Source organism: Microbispora sitophila (assembly GCF_014892245.1).
Classification (GTDB): domain Bacteria; phylum Actinomycetota; class Actinomycetes; order Streptosporangiales; family Streptosporangiaceae; genus Microbispora; species Microbispora siamensis.
This window is the reverse complement of the sequence record NZ_JADBGC010000043.1, coordinates 31,256-46,966: the sequence shown is the minus strand read 5'-3', so window position 1 is coordinate 46,966 and position 15,711 is coordinate 31,256. Positions and strand designations below refer to the sequence as shown.

The window sequence follows — 15,711 nt, the reverse complement described above, 5'->3', positions numbered from 1 at the left end:
GGTGCAGCCGGCGTATCTCCGCCCAGTCCTCCACGCTCAGCACCTTCCCGATCTAGGCCCATGAGGCCGGTAGATGGGTCCGTTTTCGAGCGTCGACACTGGTCCAGTATTGGAGCGCCGCCGTCATGCTCAAGCAGGTCAGCATCAAGCAGGCGTGATCCGCGCAGAAGCTAGCGCCCTCCCCCAGACCTGAGCCATGACGAGGCAGTGGCCGAGGTCATCGCTCGACATGGTCGCATCGACATCCTCGTGAACAACGCCGGAGGTAGCCACGTCGCCGCTCTTCCCACCTGGGGACGGTCGCCCATTGGGCGTAACCGCGCTCATCGTCGAGCCGGGCAACTTCCGCACCGGACTGCTCGCCGCGTCCGGCGAGAGATTGAATGAGACCGAGGGTCGCGCGCGACGCCGGCGGGCAGCTCGCTGTCCTTGAACTGGGTCACGCCTGGCCTGGCGTGACATCGGGCCATCCCGGCGACGTGCGTCGGCCGTACCGAGAAGGTCAAGGACGTTCTTAGCGAGCTGATGGATCGCCGGCGGGTTCCTGCGCTTCGTGTAGAACTGCAGGTCCAGCACGATGGGCCCGGTGAAGGGACGCCGCCGCATGGCCGTCATCTGATCGAGCACCTGCTGCTGGAACGCGACGGATGAGCGTTTCCCCCTTGGGCCTTTGCGTTCGGGTTCGCCGTGCATGGACAGGTAGAGCGTGCGCGCCCAGCGGGACCGCCGTTGCTGCTCCCAGAAGTCGTCCGGGACATTCCATAAGGACTGTGTCATCGCCCCTCCATGACAGGCGTGGGAGCACGGACACAGGCCGCGCGCCACAGGTGCAGCTCATGCATCCTTCGCGGTAACCAGGTGGGCGAGGAGTTCTCGCTCGGCCGGGGCCAGGTGCCCGCGCAGCGCGGCGGCTATGGCCCGCACCGGCAGGTACGGCGCCGGGCAGCCGAAGACCTTGCCCTCGAGGGAGTGAACGCCTGCCCATGCCGCGCCGGGTCGTACGGTCGCAGTACGCGTCGGCGTCCGGGGTGTCGTGGATTGGCGTGTGAGGCAGCCAGATCGCCCGATCCCTCAGGTCAGGACGCAACAAGAAAGGAAATATCGCGCTCGTTCTGGAGGCCGGAGCCGGACCTGTCCAAGACCGCGGCCTTTACGTGCCCCCGCCCCTGAACCCAGGGAGCGCGTTGGCTGGTGACCTCGACAGCAAAGTGGTGGACCTCGCCGTCGCAGGGGAAGTCGCTTGTGGCCCACCCATAACCGCCCCATTCGGCCTGTTCCAGGGTAATGATCACGATCTTTCCGTTTCCGCCGCCCGTCGCAGGTGGCTCGTCCCTTCACGGTCGCTGTGGGAGAGGATTGGGCGGGGAGCACGACTCTATCGACCCTCACTCTGTCCTGGTTAGCGGCGTGGGCGGGCAGGGCAGCGGTCAGCGGCAGCGTTGCCGCGGCGATGGCGACCAAGGCAAGGCAGGGGCGGAACTTCACGATCAGGGTTTCCTTCCGGTCGGGCGACGCCACGCGGAGCAACTGTTCCTGACACCCTCGCCACCGACCACGCGCACACCCGGTCTAGGGGCGCTGACAGCCGCAGGGGCACCGCGTCATGAACATTGAAGATCTACCATCTTGATTCCCTCGTGAGGGTGCTGGTGTGGCAGGGTTCGTAGGCGCTCGTGCTGGTCGTGTGCGGGTGTCTTGGGTGTGGATCGTTCGTCAGGGTGGTTCGTGGGCTGTTCCGGCTCGTGGTGGCCGGTGCGGTTCCCACGCTGGAGTGTCATGACGGATGAGGGGATGCTGGAGCGGATCGCCACGCGACGTGCCGAGCTGGACCTGCTGGAAGAGGAGCTGGTCAAGCAGCTGGCCGATGTGCGGGTCGAGCGTGATGAGCTGGTGGTGGCCGGGCGGGTCGTGCAGCGGATCAGCGAGCAGGGCTTCGGGGAGTACCTGTCGCTCGCGCCGCCGGCGCCGGAGGTCCAGGTGGGCGGCCGGTCGATGCTGCTGATCCCGGCCCGCGCCGCCGGTATCGACCCCGACGTGCTGCCGCAGGACTATCAGCGGCTGGTGGCCATCGTGCGGGAGGCGGCCGGGCCGGTCACGGTCCGGGCCGTCGGCGAGGTGCTCGGCCTGCCGGTCGAGGTGCGGGGCAAGCTGAAGCCGCTGCGGGCGAAGCTGAACCGGCTGGCCGACCATTTCCATAAACTATGAATATAAAAACGCTATGCTTCGAGCATGAGTCGTCAAGACCCCGCTCCTGGCGCGTCCGCCGCCATCGGGGCAGCCCTCTACGCCCTGGCCACCAGGGCCGCGAGACGCCTGCCCCGGGACATGAGTCTGACGTCCGCCGCCACCCTGGCCACCCTGGACCGGACCGGCCCGCGGCGCATCACCGATCTGGCCGCGGTCGAGGGCGTCACCCAGCCCGCGATGACCGCCCTGGTCCGGGTGATGGAGGAGTCCGGCCTGGTCGAGCGGCGGGGCGACGCGTCCGACAAGCGGGTCACGCTGGTGTGCCTGACCGAGGCCGGCGCCTCCTATGTCCGGACGCGGCGCCAGGCGGGTGTCCATGCGTTCGAGCGGTTGATCGGCGAGCTCACCGGCGACGAGGTCGAGGCGCTGGTGGCGGCCCTTCCGGCGCTTAAGCATCTGGCAGAGCTCGAAAGCCAGGACCGCGAAGGGCCGAAGCAGTGACCGGGCAGCCGGTCGACGGGGTCGCGGTGAAGGCGTTCCCGGTGGTGCGTTCCGAGGCGCGGCTGCTGGTCCCCGCCCTGATGTTCATCGCTCTGGTCGTGGCGGCGGTCGCCAGCCTCGGGACGCCGCTCATCACCAGCGTGGCGACCTCGTTCCACGTCTCGCTCGGCAGCGCGCAGTGGACGCTGACCGTCGCGCTGCTCAGCGGCGCCGTCGCCACGCCGGTCCTGGGCCGGCTCGGAGCCGGCCCGCACCGGCGGGCCACGATCCTCGCCACGCTGGCGGTCGTCGTCGCCGGCAGCGTGCTCACCGTGCTGCCGCTGCCGTTCGCGTGGCTGCTGGCAGGCAGGGCGGCCCAGGGCGTCGGGCTCGGGCTGACGGCGCTGATGATGGGCGTGGCCCGGGACCACCTCCCCGAGGAGCGCAGCGCGGCCGTGATCGCCCTGATCTCGGTGGTCTCGATCATCGGGGCCGGCGTCGGCTACCCGCTGGCCGCACTGCTCGCCGAGCTCGGCGGGGTACGGGCCGCCTACGGCCTCGGCCTGGTCGTCACCGCCGCCGCCCTCCTGACCGCGTGGCGCTCCATGCCCGAAGCCCCCGAAGGCCGCTCCGCCCACGTGGACGTGGCAGGCGCGGTCGTCCTGGCCGCTGCGCTGCTCCTGGTGCTGTTCCTCGCCGGCGAACGGAATCTGTGGAGCCGGCACCTCGCCGTGGCGGCGGGCCTCGCCGTCGTCGCGGTGGTGCTGCTCTGCGTCTGGGCCGTCATCGAGCTGCGCAGCACGACGCCCCTGGTCGATGTGCGGGCGGTGCGGCACCCGGCGGTCGCCGGGGCGAACCTCGCCATGTTCGTCGGCGGGATCGGCATGTACCTCCTGCTCACGCTCATCACCCGGTACGCGCAGACGCCGCACGGCGCCGGCTACGGCTTCGGGCTGACGACCTTCGTCGCCGGGCTGGTCCTCATCCCGTTCTCGGTGCTGGGGTTCGTCGCCGGCAAGCTCACGCCGCGGGTCCGGACGCGGATCGCCGACACCCTGCTCCTGGCCGGCAGCGCCGTCGTGGTCGGCGGCGGGTTCGCCCTGTTTGCGGCGGCCCGGTCGGACCTGGCCGAACTGTTCGCGGCGATGGGCGTGCTCGGCTTCGGCGTCGGCGGCTTCTCGGCCGCGATGCCCGGCGTCATCCTGGCCGTGACCCCCAAGAGCGAGACGTCGAGCGCCATGAGCTTCAACTACGTCGTCCGCAGCGTCGGGTACTCCCTGGGCAGCGCCATCGGCGGCCTGATCCTCGCCGCGGGCACCGGCCCCGGCCACCTCTTCCCCGACGACAGCGCCTACACCACCGCGGCCCTGGTCGGCATCGGCGCCATGGCGATCACGACGCTGACAAGCCTCGCTCTCGCCCGCCGACGCTCGTCCGAGACCAACCCGTAAGTCAGATGCACTCATCCCAACACTGGAGGTTCCATGCCCAAGGGCTACTGGGTCAGCGTCTACCGCACCATTTCAGACCCTGAGAAGCTGGCTGCTTACAACAAGCTGGCCGGTCCGGCAGTCCGGGCCGGGGGCGGTCGGACCCTCGTCCGTGGCGGTCGGGTCGTGGCGCACGACGCCGGAATCGCCGAGCGCACCGTCCTGATCGAGTTCGACAGCTTCGAGCAGGCCGTCGCGGCGCACGAGAGTGCGGCCTACCAGGAGGCGCTGGTCGCCCTCTCCGACGGTGTCGAGCGCGACTTCCGCATCGTCGAAGGCATCGACTGACCGAGGTCCAGTCGGATCTTCACTGAAGATCCACCATCTTGGTTTTCGCTGGTGCGGCTGCTGGTGTGGCGGGGTTCGTGGGTGCTCGTGCTGGTCGTGGGCGGCTGTCTTCGGTCTTGATCGTCTGTCAGCGGTCGAGTTCGAGGTTCGTCAGGACGAGCAGGGCGCGGAGCAGGTTGGTGGCGCGAGCGGGGCTCGTGCGGAGTTTGGTGAGGATGCGCCAGGTCTTGAAGTCAGCGTCGGACATGATCGGAACCTACCGATGCTCGCTACAGGTGACAACGCACTGCTGCCCCAGCCGCGGCTCGTAGCTCTCCGCGCTACTCGGCGTCGGTGTGGCGAACGACGGTCACCAAGCCGTAGCCAGGAAGGTCGCCACAACAGCCACGGGCGTCTGCGATGGCTTCCCCCTGCGGATGCGTTGTCGATCAAGTTCGCACCGCTCAGAAGCTGAGTCCTTTACGGTGTAGATCTCTCAGTCCGTTTGAACACGAGGCGCTCCCCCGGCCACAGGACCGGCGAATGCGATGACACGCTGGACATACATCTGTCACCGGGCGGCACGGCCCGGGGGGCGGCTCTTGATGACACCTGGGTGACACAACAGAAAAGCCACAATCCCCCGATCTTGGGAACTGTGGCTCTGACCTGCTAGAACAGTGTCGGGACGGTGGGATTTGAGCTACGAACGCCTCAAGCAGAAGACGATTCAGGTGTAACCCGGCCCCGTCAGTTGCACAACTAGCCGCTCACCTGTTGGGCGGCGCGCAGGAGCAGGTCGCGAAAGAAGGCGTGCTCGGGATTGCGGTCGTAGACCGGGTGCCACCACATTGCGTCGACCAGCGGGCCGACTTCGAAAGGGCAGGGCAGCGAGCGGATCCCGACGTCGACCGAGAGCAGGCGCACCAGCCGCTCCTGCAGCAGCGCGATCCGGCGCGTCCCGGCGACGAGGCCGGGGATGGTCAGGAAACTCTCCGTCACGACCTGGACCCGCGGCTCGATCCCGAGCATCCGCATCTGCCGGGCAGCCGGAGTGGACGCAGTCGGCCCGTAGTAGGTCGCGACCCATGGCATGGCTTCAATCTGCTCGATGGTGAGCGTGTCACCGACGTCGGGGTTGTCCGCCGAGACCACCAGCACCCACCTGTCCCGCAGCACCTCCGCGTGGGGTAGGTCGGTGACGAAGCCGTGCGGCACCACCAGCAGGTCCGTTGTCAGCAACGTCTGCTCGGCGTGGTCGACCGCAGCAGGGGTGTTGTGCATCAGTCTTAGACGGGCGCCCGGCGCCTCCTGCCCCAGCAGCTCGGTCAGGACGTTGCCGAGGACCGCACAGGCATAGTCGCTGAGCAGGACGCTGAACTCCCGGCTGGACTCCTTCGGGTCGAAGACCGGTTGCGCGGTGAAAATCCGCTCCACACCATCGAGGGCCAACCGCACCCGCGGCTTGAGCTGCGCGGCGAGCGGGCTGAGCCGGTACTCGTTGCCCACCCGGGTGAGCAGCTCGTCACCGAAGTGCCGACGCAGCCGTGCCAGCGACGCCGACAGCGCCGGCTGGCTCAGCCCCAGCTGCTGGGCGGCCCGGGTGACGCTGCGCTGGTCGAGCAGCGCGTCGAGAGACACCAGCAGGTTGAGGTCCAGGTTCGAGAGCCGCATGACCAGCAGCTTATCCATGGCACTGATGAGCGGCATCACCCATTGCGTCTTCCCTGATAACCATCCCTCCCGCACCATGGTCCACATCCCCGACCCGAGAGAGGACCTTCGTGCCCCACGTCCCCGCCATGGCGCCCCTGGACCCTGCGGATCCCGAGGGAGCCATCGCCGCCGCCGCCAAACGGAACTCCAATTGGGGTCGCTGGGGCGATGACGATGTGCTCGGCACACTGAACTTCCTCGACGAGGCCAAGCGCCGCGAGGGCGCGGCGCTGGTGCGCCGGGGAGTGAGCTTCTCGCTCGCCCAGTCGTTCGACATGAATGGTCCGCAGAAGGGCTGGCGGCGGCGCACCAACCCGGTGCACACGATGCTCGACACCGGGACCGACGCCGAGCGCGGCACGCAGGGCTTCCCACATGGGCTCGGCGGCGCCGACGATGTGATCTTCATGCCGCTGCAGGCCTCCACTCAATGGGACGGCCTCGGGCATATCTTCGACCACGGCCGCGCCTGGAACGGCCGCCGCGCGGGTGACGTCGTGACCAGCGACGGCGACGCGGTCACCGGCATCGAGACCGTGGCCTCGCTCATCTGCGGCCGTGGGGTGCTCCTCGACGTCGGCCGGGCCATCGGGACCGACGGCGAACTGCCCGACGGCTTCGCCATCACCACCGAGCACCTCGAGGCGACCATCGCCGCCCAGGGCGAGTCGGCGCATGTCGGCCGCGGCGATCTGCTGTTGGTGCGTACGGGCCGGCTTGCACGGGCACGGCGAGAGGGCTGGGGCGACTACGCCGGCGGGCCCTCCCCCGGCCTGTCGTTCACCACGGCGGACTGGCTGCACGACACCGAGATCGCCGGCATCGCCACCGACACCTGGGGCTTCGAGGTGCGCCCCAATGAGTTCGACGTCGCCTTCCAGCCGCTGCACCAGGTCGCCATCCCCAACATGGGGCTGTTCATCGGTGAGATGTGGGACCTCGACGCGCTGGCCGCGGACTGCGCCGCCGACGGCATCTGGGACTTCTTCCTCACCGCCGCTCCCCTGCCCGTGACCGGTGCCGTGGGCGCCCCGGTCAATCCGATCGCAGTCAAGTGATCAAGGAGTCCTGACATGCCCGCCGTGAAGAACGTCCTCATCGTCGGCAGCGGCCTGGCCGGCGCCGGAGCAGCCATACACCTGGCCTCCGCCGGGGTGGCAGTGGACCTGGTGGAGATCAAGCCGGAGGTCACCGCGCTCGGCTCGGGGATCACCCTCCAAGGCAACGCGCTCCGCGAGCTCGACAGGCTGGGGGTCTGGGAACGCGCGCGCGAGCGCGGCTACCCTTTCGACGTCACCGGCATCCGGGCGCCTGACCCGGACGGCACGGTGCTCTTCGAGCTCCCGGATGCCAAGACCGGCGGCCCGGACTATCCCGCCGTCATGGGGATGTCCCGCCCCGAGCTGGCCCGCATCCTGCACGACCGCGCCGGCGAGGTGGGCGTCAAGATCCGGTACGGGACGACGTTCACCGAACTGCGCCAGGACGACCCCGGGGTCGCCGTCACCTTCTCCGACGAGTCCGCCAGCCGGTACGACCTCGTGATCGGTGCGGACGGCATCCGCTCCTGGACCCGCCGTGCGCTGGGCATCGACCTGGAGACCAAGTCGGTCGGCATGGGCATCTGGCGGAGCTTCGGCCCGCGGCCGGCCGGCGTGACACGCACCGACCTCTACTACGGCGGCCCCTCTTACATCGCCGGCTACTGCCCCACCGGTGAGGACTCGCTCTACGCGTACATCGTGGAGGACGCGCAGGACCGCTCCACCCTCACGCCGGAGCAGCAACTGGCCGTCATGAGGGATCTCTCCCAGGCCTACCACGGACCGTGGGACGAGATCCGGGAGACGCTCACCGATCCCTCCCGGGTCAACTACACGTGGTTCGAGACCCACGTGCTCGCGCCGCCATGGAACCGCGGGCGAGTCGTGCTCATCGGCGACGCCGCGCACACCTGCCCGCCGACCATCGCCCAGGGCGGCGCCCAGGCCCTTGAGGACGCCGCCGTCCTCACGGAGCTCCTGATCACTCATGACGCCGTCGATCAGGATCTTTGGGACGAGTTCCACGCTCGCCGTGTGGACCGCGCGAAGACCGTCGTCGACGCCTCCAACCAGCTCGCCGCCTGGCAGCTCGCGCACGAACAGGGCGACATTCCCGGCCTCATGCGAACCATCGCGATGCTCGTCAGCCGCCCCGCCTGACCTACCCCTGGCCGATCCACTACCGGAGAAACCCGATGCCCGAACGTCTGATCACCCATCTACGGCACGTCGACCTCGCCGTGCCCGACCATGCCAAGCAGCTCGAGTTCTACACGAACCTCTGGGGGCTCAAGGCCGAGCACAGCGACACGGGCCTGACCTTCCTGGCCGCCGAGGGGTCGCCCGAGCAGTACGTCGTCCGGCTGCGTGAGTCGGCCGACAAGCGCATCGACCTCATCGCGTTCGGCGCGGCCAGCCGTGCCGACGTCGACACCCTCGCCGGTAACCTCGCCCGCGACGGCGTCCGGCTCATCACGGAGCCGGGCGACCTGCAGACCCCCGGAGGCGGTTACGGCTTCCGGTTCTTCGACAATGAGGGCCGTACGATCGAGATCAGCGCCGATGTCGCCGTACGGAAGCACAGAGCGGTCGAAGAGGGGGAGTCGATCCCCGTTCGACTCTCGCACGTCGTCATCAACTCCGCCGACCCTGAGAGCACCCGCGCCTTCTACGAAAAGCACCTCTCGTTCGCCCTCTCGGACACCCTGATGCACCCTCGCATGGGCGAGATGATGTGGTTCATGCGGATCAACGCCTGGCACCACAGCCTGGCGATCGCCCGCTGCCCGCACCCCTCGCTGCACCACGCCTCGTTCGAGATGCGCGGCCTGGACGAGTACATGCGGGGCACCGGCCGGGTGCTGCGCGCCGGCGTGGAGAAGATCTGGGGGCCCGGACGGCACCTGGCCGGCAACAACACCTTCAGCTACTTCCTTGACCCGTCCGGCAACACCATGGAGTACACGACCGAGCTGGAAGTCCTCGACGAGGACACCTGGCACCCCCATGTGTACGACTTCAGCAAGCCCGAGGTCAGCGACCAGTGGGGCACCGCGAACGCGATGAACGAGTTCGTCGCGCAGCGCTCGTTCAACGACCCCGACCAGGGTCTGTTCGTCGCACCCCCGGTCTGAGCCCATGAAGTTCGCAACCTGGGAAGACGGCGGGACCGTCACCGCCGGCGTCGTCGGTGAGCACGGGCTGCACGCCCTTCCAGCCGGCGTGACCGTGCTCGACCTGGTCCGCGCGGGGCTGCCCGCGGCGCTGGAGGCGGGGGCGGCCACGCTGTCCGCGCCGCCGGTCCCGCTTGACCGTGTCCGGCTGCTGCCGCCGCTGCAGCCGGAGACGATTCGCGACTTCGTCGCGTTCGAGGAGCACGTCGAGGGCGTGGTCATGAGTGTCGGCGATGGCGGCGGGGTCGCGGCGGAGTGGTACGAGGCGCCGACCTTCTACTTCACCAACCCCTACCCACTCTACGGTGCACACGACGACATACCGGTGCCTCCCGGCTCCCGGCTGTTCGACTTCGAACTGGAGGTCGCGGCCGTGGTCGGCCGGAAGGTGGCTTCGGAGACCCCGGACCGAGTCCGTGACGCGATCTTCGGGTACGCCGTGCTCAACGACTGGTCCGCCCGGGACCTGCAGCGCCGGGAGATGAAGGTCTTGCTCGGCCCGGCCAAGGGCAAGGACTCCGCCACCACGTTGGGCCCCTGGCTGGTGACCGCCGACGAGCTGGAGCCCTACCGGGACGACGAGGGCTTCCTGCCCCTCGACATGCGGGTCAGCGTCAACGGCGTCGAGGTGGGTCAGGACCTGCTGTCGAACATGGGCTGGCCATTCGAGGATCTCGTCTCCTACGCCGCCCGCGGCACCGTCCTGCGTCCCGGCGACGTACTCGGTTCGGGCACATGCGGCCACGGCGGCTGCCTCGCGGAGCTGTGGGGCCGTCGCGGCGAGATCAGCCCTCCTCCGCTGCGACCGGGCGACGTCGTGGAGATGACCGTGGAGGGTATCGGCACCATCCGCAACCGCGTCGTACCCGGACCCGAGCTGCCGCCTGTCGAGGCGGCCCGGCCACGGCCTCGGGCGCGTCAGCGGACTACCTGATCAGGAGTGCGCCCTGCCCGCGCTCCGGCTTGAGAGGAACCACAGTGTTTGAGTATTTTCCGGGCAACTACGTCTGGAACCTCGGCGTCGTCGCCACGCTGAACTCGGGCGGGCTGATCGACGAGGTGGACCGCGCGTGCCGCCCGATCAAGGAGGCCGCTGCCCAGGGCGAGGACGCCGGCACGCCCGACCTGCTACGCGCCTGGACCGCCCTCACCGACCAGCTGGTCGCCCAGGCGCAGGACGCGGAGAAGGCGGGGCACACCCGTACGGCCGGGCAGCTGTACTTCCGCGCGACCAATTACCTGTGTCAGGCCGAGCGGATGCTGTCGAACTCCGACCCGAACCGCATCCCGACCTACAAGCGGGTGCTGGAGCTGGCGCAGAAGGCGTTCGACCTCAGGGACCCGCGCGTCTCCCGGGTGGCCGTCCCCTACGAGGGCACGACGCTGCCGGCCTACTTCAGCGCCGCCCCGGCCACCGACGCCGGCCCCGCGCCGGTCGTCGTGCTGGTCAACGGGCTGGACTCGACCAAGGAGCACATGTACTCCTCGAGTCACTGGGAGGAGCTGGCCGCACGCGGCATCTCCTGCCTGATGCTCGACCAGCCCGGCACCGGTGAGGCGCTCCGGCTGCAGGGGCTCACCGCCCGCGTCGACGCCGAGGCTTGGGCCGGGGCGGTGGTCGACTGGCTGGAAGCCCGGCCGGACGTCGACCGCGGCCGCATCGGCATCGTCGGCTGGTCGCTGGGCGGCTACTACGCTCCCCGCGCCGCGGCCTTCGAGAAGCGCTTCGCCCTATGCGTGGCTTGGGGCGCCAACCACGACTGGGGCGCTGTCCAGCGCCGCAGACTCGAGCGGGAGGGCGAGCGGCCGGTCCCGCACTACTGGGAGCACGTCTTGTGGGTGTGGGGCCACACCGATCTGCGGGAGTTCATCGAGTTCGCCGACCAGGTGAACCTGGAAGGCGTCGTCGAGAAGATCACCGTGCCCTTCCTCATCGCGCACGGGGCGAACGACCGGCAGATCCCACTGGAGTACGCACACCGCTCCTACGAACAGGCGGTCAACTCCCCCAAGCGGGAGTTGCGGATCTTCACCGCCGAGGAGGGGGCCACGGAGCATATCGGCTTGGACCATCTGCCCCACGTCAGCGTCTTCATCGCCGACTGGGTCGCCGACACCTTCGCCGAACTCGGCGGCCCCGCGGCCTGACGGCGCCACGAGCCGAAGTCCGCCGACAAGGACATTCGATGACTGACGCTCGGCGACAGCAGGGTTATGCGCTCACATCCTGAGGGCGAGGCCGGGGTCGTCGAGGTCCACCGGCCCGGGAGCGGGTAGCGCCGCGCTCGTGGCTTGTCCCGCTGCCCGCGACCGCGAGCAATCCCCGCGTCTGGTGCTCGCGGTCACCTTGGCGAGGTGGACGGGAGCACGGCCTCCTCGGCTCAGGCCGCGGGGCGCTCCCCCGCCGAGGGCAGGTCCGGATGCCCGGCGGGCGTGGAGAACGGGAGCCACTGCGCGAGCAGGCGGGGTGCGAACAGCTCATCGAGAACCAGGTGCACCGCCCCGGCGAGGCCCGCCTCTCCCAGAGACGTCGGTTCGACCCGCAGTGTCCGCGTGGCGAGCGGAAGAGAGCGGCGGTAGACGGCCTCGCGAATGGCGGCCAGAACGTGGTCACCGGCGCTGACCACCCCGCCGCCGAGGACGACGAGCGCCGGGTTGTAGAAGCTGACGAGCGTGGCGAGCGCGGTCCCGACGAGCCGGCCGGCGCGGGCCAAGAGGGCGCGGGCCGCCGCGTCTCCCCTCCCGGCGGCCACCGTGACGTCAGCGGTGGTCAGCGCGCCTTTCGCCGCCAGGATCTCCGCCAGCACCCGGCTGCCCCCGCTCTCGGCCAGCCGCCGCCCCTCGCGCGCCAGTGCCGCCCCGCCGGCGACCGCCTCGAGACACCCGGCATTCCCACAGCGACAGATGACGTTCTCCGCCTCCGGGACCGCGATGTGCCCGATGTCACCGGCGCACCCGTTCGTCCCCCGGTGCAGCCGACCACCGGACACGAGCCCGGCCCCGATGCCGGTGCCGATCTTGACGTAGAGCAGGTCCTGCGCGTCTCCTATGGTGGCATTGGTACGCAGCTCCCCCAGTGCCAGCAGGTTGACGTCGTTGTCCACCCAGGTCGGCGCGTCGTAGCGGCGCGACAACCGATCACGGATCGGGTATCCGTCCCAGCCGGGCATGATCGGCGGGGACACCGGAAGGCCGGTCGCGAATTCGACTGGTCCTGGGACACCGACCCCGATGCCCCACACACTCCGCCCCTCCACAGCCCGGGCCAGTAGCCCGTCGACGAGCTGCTCAACCCGGGCCATGATCACCTCGGGGCCATCGGCGATGTCAACGGGCTCTTCCACGCTCTCGAGCACCCGACCCGAGAGGTCCGCGACGCCGATCTCCATTCCGGTCGCACCGATGTCCACACCGACAACCCGGCCGGCTTCCGCGCACAGCCGCAGCTGACGAGGAGCGCGCCCCCCAGTGGAGGGACCGACCCCCGCGCGGGCCACAAGCCCCGCCGACTCCAGCTCCGCGATGCGCGCCGCGACGACGCTGCGGCCGAGCTCCAACTGCCGGGAGATAAGCGGCTGGGTCATCCCGTGGCTGCCGCGGATCGCCGCGAGGACGGCGGCCAGGCTGTCCATCCGCCCAGAGGGCACTTCCCCTCCTTGCTTCCCCTAGGACACAGGCCAGGAATTCCGATCATGCTCGACAAAAGTAGCAGCAGACTGCTTGACCGGAGGAGCCCCTTGCGGGCGGGCCGGTGCGGCCGAAGCAGGTTGCCGACAGGAGACATCGCATGTGAGAGGCCATTTCCAGAGAGCGGAACCGCGATGCACTCCCGTGGCCAGAGGGTTCGGGCGGGCCATCGCAGGGTCCGTGGTTCGCCCGGCCTCCCAATAGATCCGGTCTATGCTGCCCATCAGCAAACTTATGTTGTTTACCGACAGAATAGCTGTAACACTCCCGACATACGCGATTCGTCCAGTGGATCCCTCACTCACTGTCACCCCTCTTCCCGGCCCTCGAAAGGCTCACCATGACGTTCTCGATCGCCCGGCACCGCCGCCGCGCTGCCGCCGTGGCGTTGCCTCTGGCCACCGGCCTGCTCCTCGCCGCCTGCGGAGGCGAGGACGGCAGCACCGCCAACGGTGAAGAGCCGCAGACCATCACGTTGTCCTACGCGAGCGCGAACACCGGCGAGAAGGCGTACGAAACCCTCGCTCAGGACTACATGAAGGCGCATCCGGGCGTCACGATCAAGACCAACCGGATCGCGCTGAACGCCTACAACCAGACGCTGACGACGCAGATGCAGGCCGGCAACGGACCGGATGTCATGTACATCAACGCCGGCACCGGTCAGGCGGGCTCGGTGGGCCAGCTCGGAAAGGCCGGCCTCCTGATGGACCTGGACTCCAGCCTCAAGAGCGTCCTTCCCGAGGGCACCGAAGAGCTCTATTCGCTCGACGGCAAGCTCTTGGGGGTGCCGTCCGCCGTGACGATCAGCGCGATCGTCTACAACGACGACCTCGCCAAGCAGAACGGTGTGACGGTCACGCCTTCATCCACCCTCCAGGACGTGCTGTCGCAGTGCGGCAAGGTGAAGGCGGCGGGTAAGTCGATCTTCGGGCTGGCCGGGTCCGTCCCGCAGAACCCCGGCATCATGGCGATGGAGATCGCCTCCTCCACCGTGTACGGCCCGAACCCGACCTGGAACCAGGACCGGGCCGCCGGCAAGACCACCTTCGCGCAGACGCAGGGGTGGCGCGACGCCCTGCAGGCCGTGATCGACCTGAACAAGTCGGGCTGCTTCCAGAACGGCGCGGCGGGGGCCGGCTTCGACGCCCTGACCAACGGCGCCAGCCAGGGCAAGCTCTTCGGTTTCTTCGCACCGAGCGGGGCGACCAAGGACATCATGGACGCGGCGCAAGGGCACGTGAAGCTCATCGCGCTGCCGTTCCCGGCGCCCCAGGGCACGCAGACCTACGCTGCGCTGACTGCCAACATCGGTCTGGCCGGCAACGCGAAAACGAAGAGCCCGAAGCTCGTCCAGGACTTCATCAAGTTCTCCGTCTCTCCGGACGAGGCGAAGAAGTTCGCCGACGCACAGGGCAGCATCCCGGTGGGCAGCGACATCGCAACGTCGGACCTGCTGCCTCAGTACCAGCCCATCGCGGACATGCTGAAGAACAAGCAGTACCGCCCCTTCGGCATCGACACCTGGCCCAACGGCCAGGTTTACGACGCCCTCGGCAGCGGCGCGACCGGCCTGCTCACGGGTCAGAAGACGATCGACGACGTGCTCAAGGCGATGGACGCTGCCTGGAGCAGCTGAGCCCGGCCGGCGTGCGGGGTGGGATCTGCCGCCCCACACGCCGCCCGACGCGGAAACAGGGACTAGGGACGGCAAGATGACCATGACGGAAAGCCAAGCCGGCGCGGTGGGAGCCACGGCCGCGACCCCGAAGCCGGCGGCAGGCAGACAGCGCGCGTACCGCATCGGCTACGGCTATTGGTGGTGGGCGCTGCCGGCCGTGGCGCTCATGCTGGCCTTCATCTACGCGACGACCGCCGGCGGCGCCTTCTACGCCTTCACCAACTGGACGGGCATCGGCTCCTTCGACTTCATCGGTCTCAAGAACTTCACACGGATCTTCCAGACGGAGGAACTCACCGGAGCGCTCGTCAACACGCTGCTGCTGGCGTTCGGCTTCGTGCTCGGCAGCAACATCCTGGGACTGCTGTTCGCACTGGCCCTCAACCGCGGCCTCAAGACGCGATACGTCCTGCGGACACTGCTGTTCATGCCCGTGGTCATCGCCCCGATCGCGGTCTCCTACATCTGGAAGTTCATCTTCGCCTTCGACGGCCCGCTCAACGAGACACTCGACGCCGTCGGCCTGAAGAGCTGGCAGCGCGACTGGCTGGCCGACCCGAAGCTCGCGCTCCTGGCCGTCCTCGTCGTCATGGTCTGGCAGAACATCGGCTTCACGATGGTGATCTACCTCGCCGGCCTGGCCACCGTCCCCGTGGAACTGGAGGAGGCCGCCGCCCTGGACGGCGCGGGCCCCCTGCGTCGTTTCCGGTCGGTCACGATGCCGATGATCCAGCCCTCCATCGCGATCGCGACGACACTATCACTCATCCAGGGGCTGCGGATCTTCGACCAGGTCATCGCACTCACCGGCGGGGGCCCCGCGGGCGCCACACAGACGCTGGCGACAGAGGTGTACCAGCACACGTTCGTCTTCAGCAATTTCGGTTTCGGCGCGGCCCTGGCCCTGGTGCTGAGCGTGCTCATCCTCATCTTCACCGTCGTCCAGCAGTACGCCACCCGCGACCGCCTCTAGATCGGACGAAAGC

General features: G+C 68.9%; 14 protein-coding genes. 11 read left to right on the top strand and 3 right to left on the bottom strand.

Annotated elements, in window-relative coordinates; translation table 11 throughout:
- Positions 1 to 144: 144 nt before the first annotated feature.
- On the bottom strand, positions 145 to 777 hold the full coding sequence (locus IL992_RS43725; protein WP_193209166.1) for a hypothetical protein: 633 nt from the start codon (positions 775 to 777) through the stop codon (positions 145 to 147).
- Positions 778 to 1,776: 999 nt separating this feature from the next.
- Between IL992_RS43725 and IL992_RS43720 the strand changes: the two genes are divergently transcribed.
- Genes IL992_RS43720 through IL992_RS43705 form a run of 4 tightly spaced genes read left to right on the top strand, consistent with a single transcriptional unit; the run spans position 1,777 to position 4,445 of the window.
- The gene (locus IL992_RS43720; RefSeq protein ID WP_226874872.1) at positions 1,777 to 2,205 is read left to right on the top strand and encodes a hypothetical protein; all 429 of its coding nucleotides are present in this window, start codon (positions 1,777 to 1,779) and stop codon (positions 2,203 to 2,205) included.
- A gap of 24 nt (positions 2,206 to 2,229) precedes the next feature.
- Complete coding sequence (locus IL992_RS43715) at positions 2,230 to 2,688, top strand: MarR family winged helix-turn-helix transcriptional regulator (protein WP_226874871.1); 459 nt, start codon at positions 2,230 to 2,232, stop codon at positions 2,686 to 2,688.
- On the top strand, positions 2,685 to 4,118 hold the full coding sequence (locus IL992_RS43710; RefSeq protein WP_193209165.1) for an MFS transporter: 1,434 nt from the start codon (positions 2,685 to 2,687) through the stop codon (positions 4,116 to 4,118). Before IL992_RS43715 ends, IL992_RS43710 begins: the two co-directional genes overlap by 4 nt.
- Positions 4,119 to 4,151: 33 nt before the next feature.
- Complete coding sequence (locus IL992_RS43705) at positions 4,152 to 4,445, top strand: DUF1330 domain-containing protein (protein WP_193209164.1); 294 nt, start codon at positions 4,152 to 4,154, stop codon at positions 4,443 to 4,445.
- Between the two features lie 741 nt (positions 4,446 to 5,186).
- On the opposite strand, the gene IL992_RS43700 is transcribed toward IL992_RS43705, so the two are convergent.
- Positions 5,187 to 6,116, bottom strand: a complete 930-nt coding sequence (locus tag IL992_RS43700) for a LysR family transcriptional regulator (protein ID WP_226874870.1) — start codon at positions 6,114 to 6,116, stop codon at positions 5,187 to 5,189.
- A 92-nt stretch (positions 6,117 to 6,208) separates the two neighbouring features.
- On the opposite strand from IL992_RS43700, the gene IL992_RS43695 reads away from it, so the two are divergent.
- Genes IL992_RS43695 through IL992_RS43675 form a run of 5 tightly spaced genes read left to right on the top strand, consistent with a single transcriptional unit; the run spans position 6,209 to position 11,505 of the window.
- A complete protein-coding gene (locus IL992_RS43695) occupies positions 6,209 to 7,198 on the top strand; it encodes a cyclase family protein (protein ID WP_319019218.1) in 990 nt (329 codons plus the stop codon).
- A 15-nt stretch (positions 7,199 to 7,213) separates the two neighbouring features.
- Positions 7,214 to 8,344 (top strand): FAD-dependent monooxygenase, encoded by a 1,131-nt coding sequence (locus IL992_RS43690; protein WP_193209163.1) that lies wholly within the window; start codon positions 7,214 to 7,216, stop codon positions 8,342 to 8,344.
- A gap of 35 nt (positions 8,345 to 8,379) precedes the next feature.
- On the top strand, positions 8,380 to 9,318 hold the full coding sequence (locus IL992_RS43685) for a VOC family protein (RefSeq protein WP_193209162.1): 939 nt from the start codon (positions 8,380 to 8,382) through the stop codon (positions 9,316 to 9,318).
- Between the two features lie 4 nt (positions 9,319 to 9,322).
- Complete coding sequence (locus IL992_RS43680; protein ID WP_193209161.1) at positions 9,323 to 10,291, top strand: fumarylacetoacetate hydrolase family protein; 969 nt, start codon at positions 9,323 to 9,325, stop codon at positions 10,289 to 10,291.
- Between the two features lie 44 nt (positions 10,292 to 10,335).
- A complete protein-coding gene (locus tag IL992_RS43675) occupies positions 10,336 to 11,505 on the top strand; it encodes an alpha/beta hydrolase family protein (protein ID WP_193209160.1) in 1,170 nt (389 codons plus the stop codon).
- Positions 11,506 to 11,738: 233 nt separating this feature from the next.
- On the opposite strand, the gene IL992_RS43670 is transcribed toward IL992_RS43675, so the two are convergent.
- A complete protein-coding gene (locus IL992_RS43670; RefSeq protein WP_319019217.1) occupies positions 11,739 to 13,004 on the bottom strand; it encodes an ROK family transcriptional regulator in 1,266 nt (421 codons plus the stop codon).
- Positions 13,005 to 13,384: 380 nt separating this feature from the next.
- Here IL992_RS43670 and IL992_RS43665 point away from each other — a divergent pair, with 380 nt between their 5' ends.
- On the top strand, positions 13,385 to 14,683 hold the full coding sequence (locus IL992_RS43665) for an ABC transporter substrate-binding protein (RefSeq protein WP_193209159.1): 1,299 nt from the start codon (positions 13,385 to 13,387) through the stop codon (positions 14,681 to 14,683).
- A 76-nt stretch (positions 14,684 to 14,759) separates the two neighbouring features.
- Positions 14,760 to 15,698 (top strand): carbohydrate ABC transporter permease, encoded by a 939-nt coding sequence (locus tag IL992_RS43660; protein WP_193209158.1) that lies wholly within the window; start codon positions 14,760 to 14,762, stop codon positions 15,696 to 15,698.
- Positions 15,699 to 15,711 lie beyond the last annotated feature (13 nt).

Bases quoted from the DNA above. Each gene is read 5' to 3' on its own strand.
- IL992_RS43705 (WP_193209164.1), top strand. From the start codon at position 4,152: ATGCCCAAGGGCTACTGGGTCAGCGTCTACCGCACCATTTCAGACCCT.
- IL992_RS43700 (WP_226874870.1), bottom strand. From the start codon at position 6,116: ATGGATAAGCTGCTGGTCATGCGGCTCTCGAACCTGGACCTCAACCTG.
- IL992_RS43685 (WP_193209162.1), top strand. From the start codon at position 8,380: ATGCCCGAACGTCTGATCACCCATCTACGGCACGTCGACCTCGCCGTG.
- IL992_RS43720 (WP_226874872.1), top strand. From the start codon at position 1,777: ATGACGGATGAGGGGATGCTGGAGCGGATCGCCACGCGACGTGCCGAG.
- IL992_RS43690 (WP_193209163.1), top strand. From the start codon at position 7,214: ATGCCCGCCGTGAAGAACGTCCTCATCGTCGGCAGCGGCCTGGCCGGC.
- IL992_RS43725 (WP_193209166.1), bottom strand. From the start codon at position 777: ATGACACAGTCCTTATGGAATGTCCCGGACGACTTCTGGGAGCAGCAA.
- IL992_RS43680 (WP_193209161.1), top strand. From the start codon at position 9,323: ATGAAGTTCGCAACCTGGGAAGACGGCGGGACCGTCACCGCCGGCGTC.
- IL992_RS43660 (WP_193209158.1), top strand. From the start codon at position 14,760: ATGACCATGACGGAAAGCCAAGCCGGCGCGGTGGGAGCCACGGCCGCG.
- IL992_RS43715 (WP_226874871.1), top strand. From the start codon at position 2,230: ATGAGTCGTCAAGACCCCGCTCCTGGCGCGTCCGCCGCCATCGGGGCA.
- IL992_RS43665 (WP_193209159.1), top strand. From the start codon at position 13,385: ATGACGTTCTCGATCGCCCGGCACCGCCGCCGCGCTGCCGCCGTGGCG.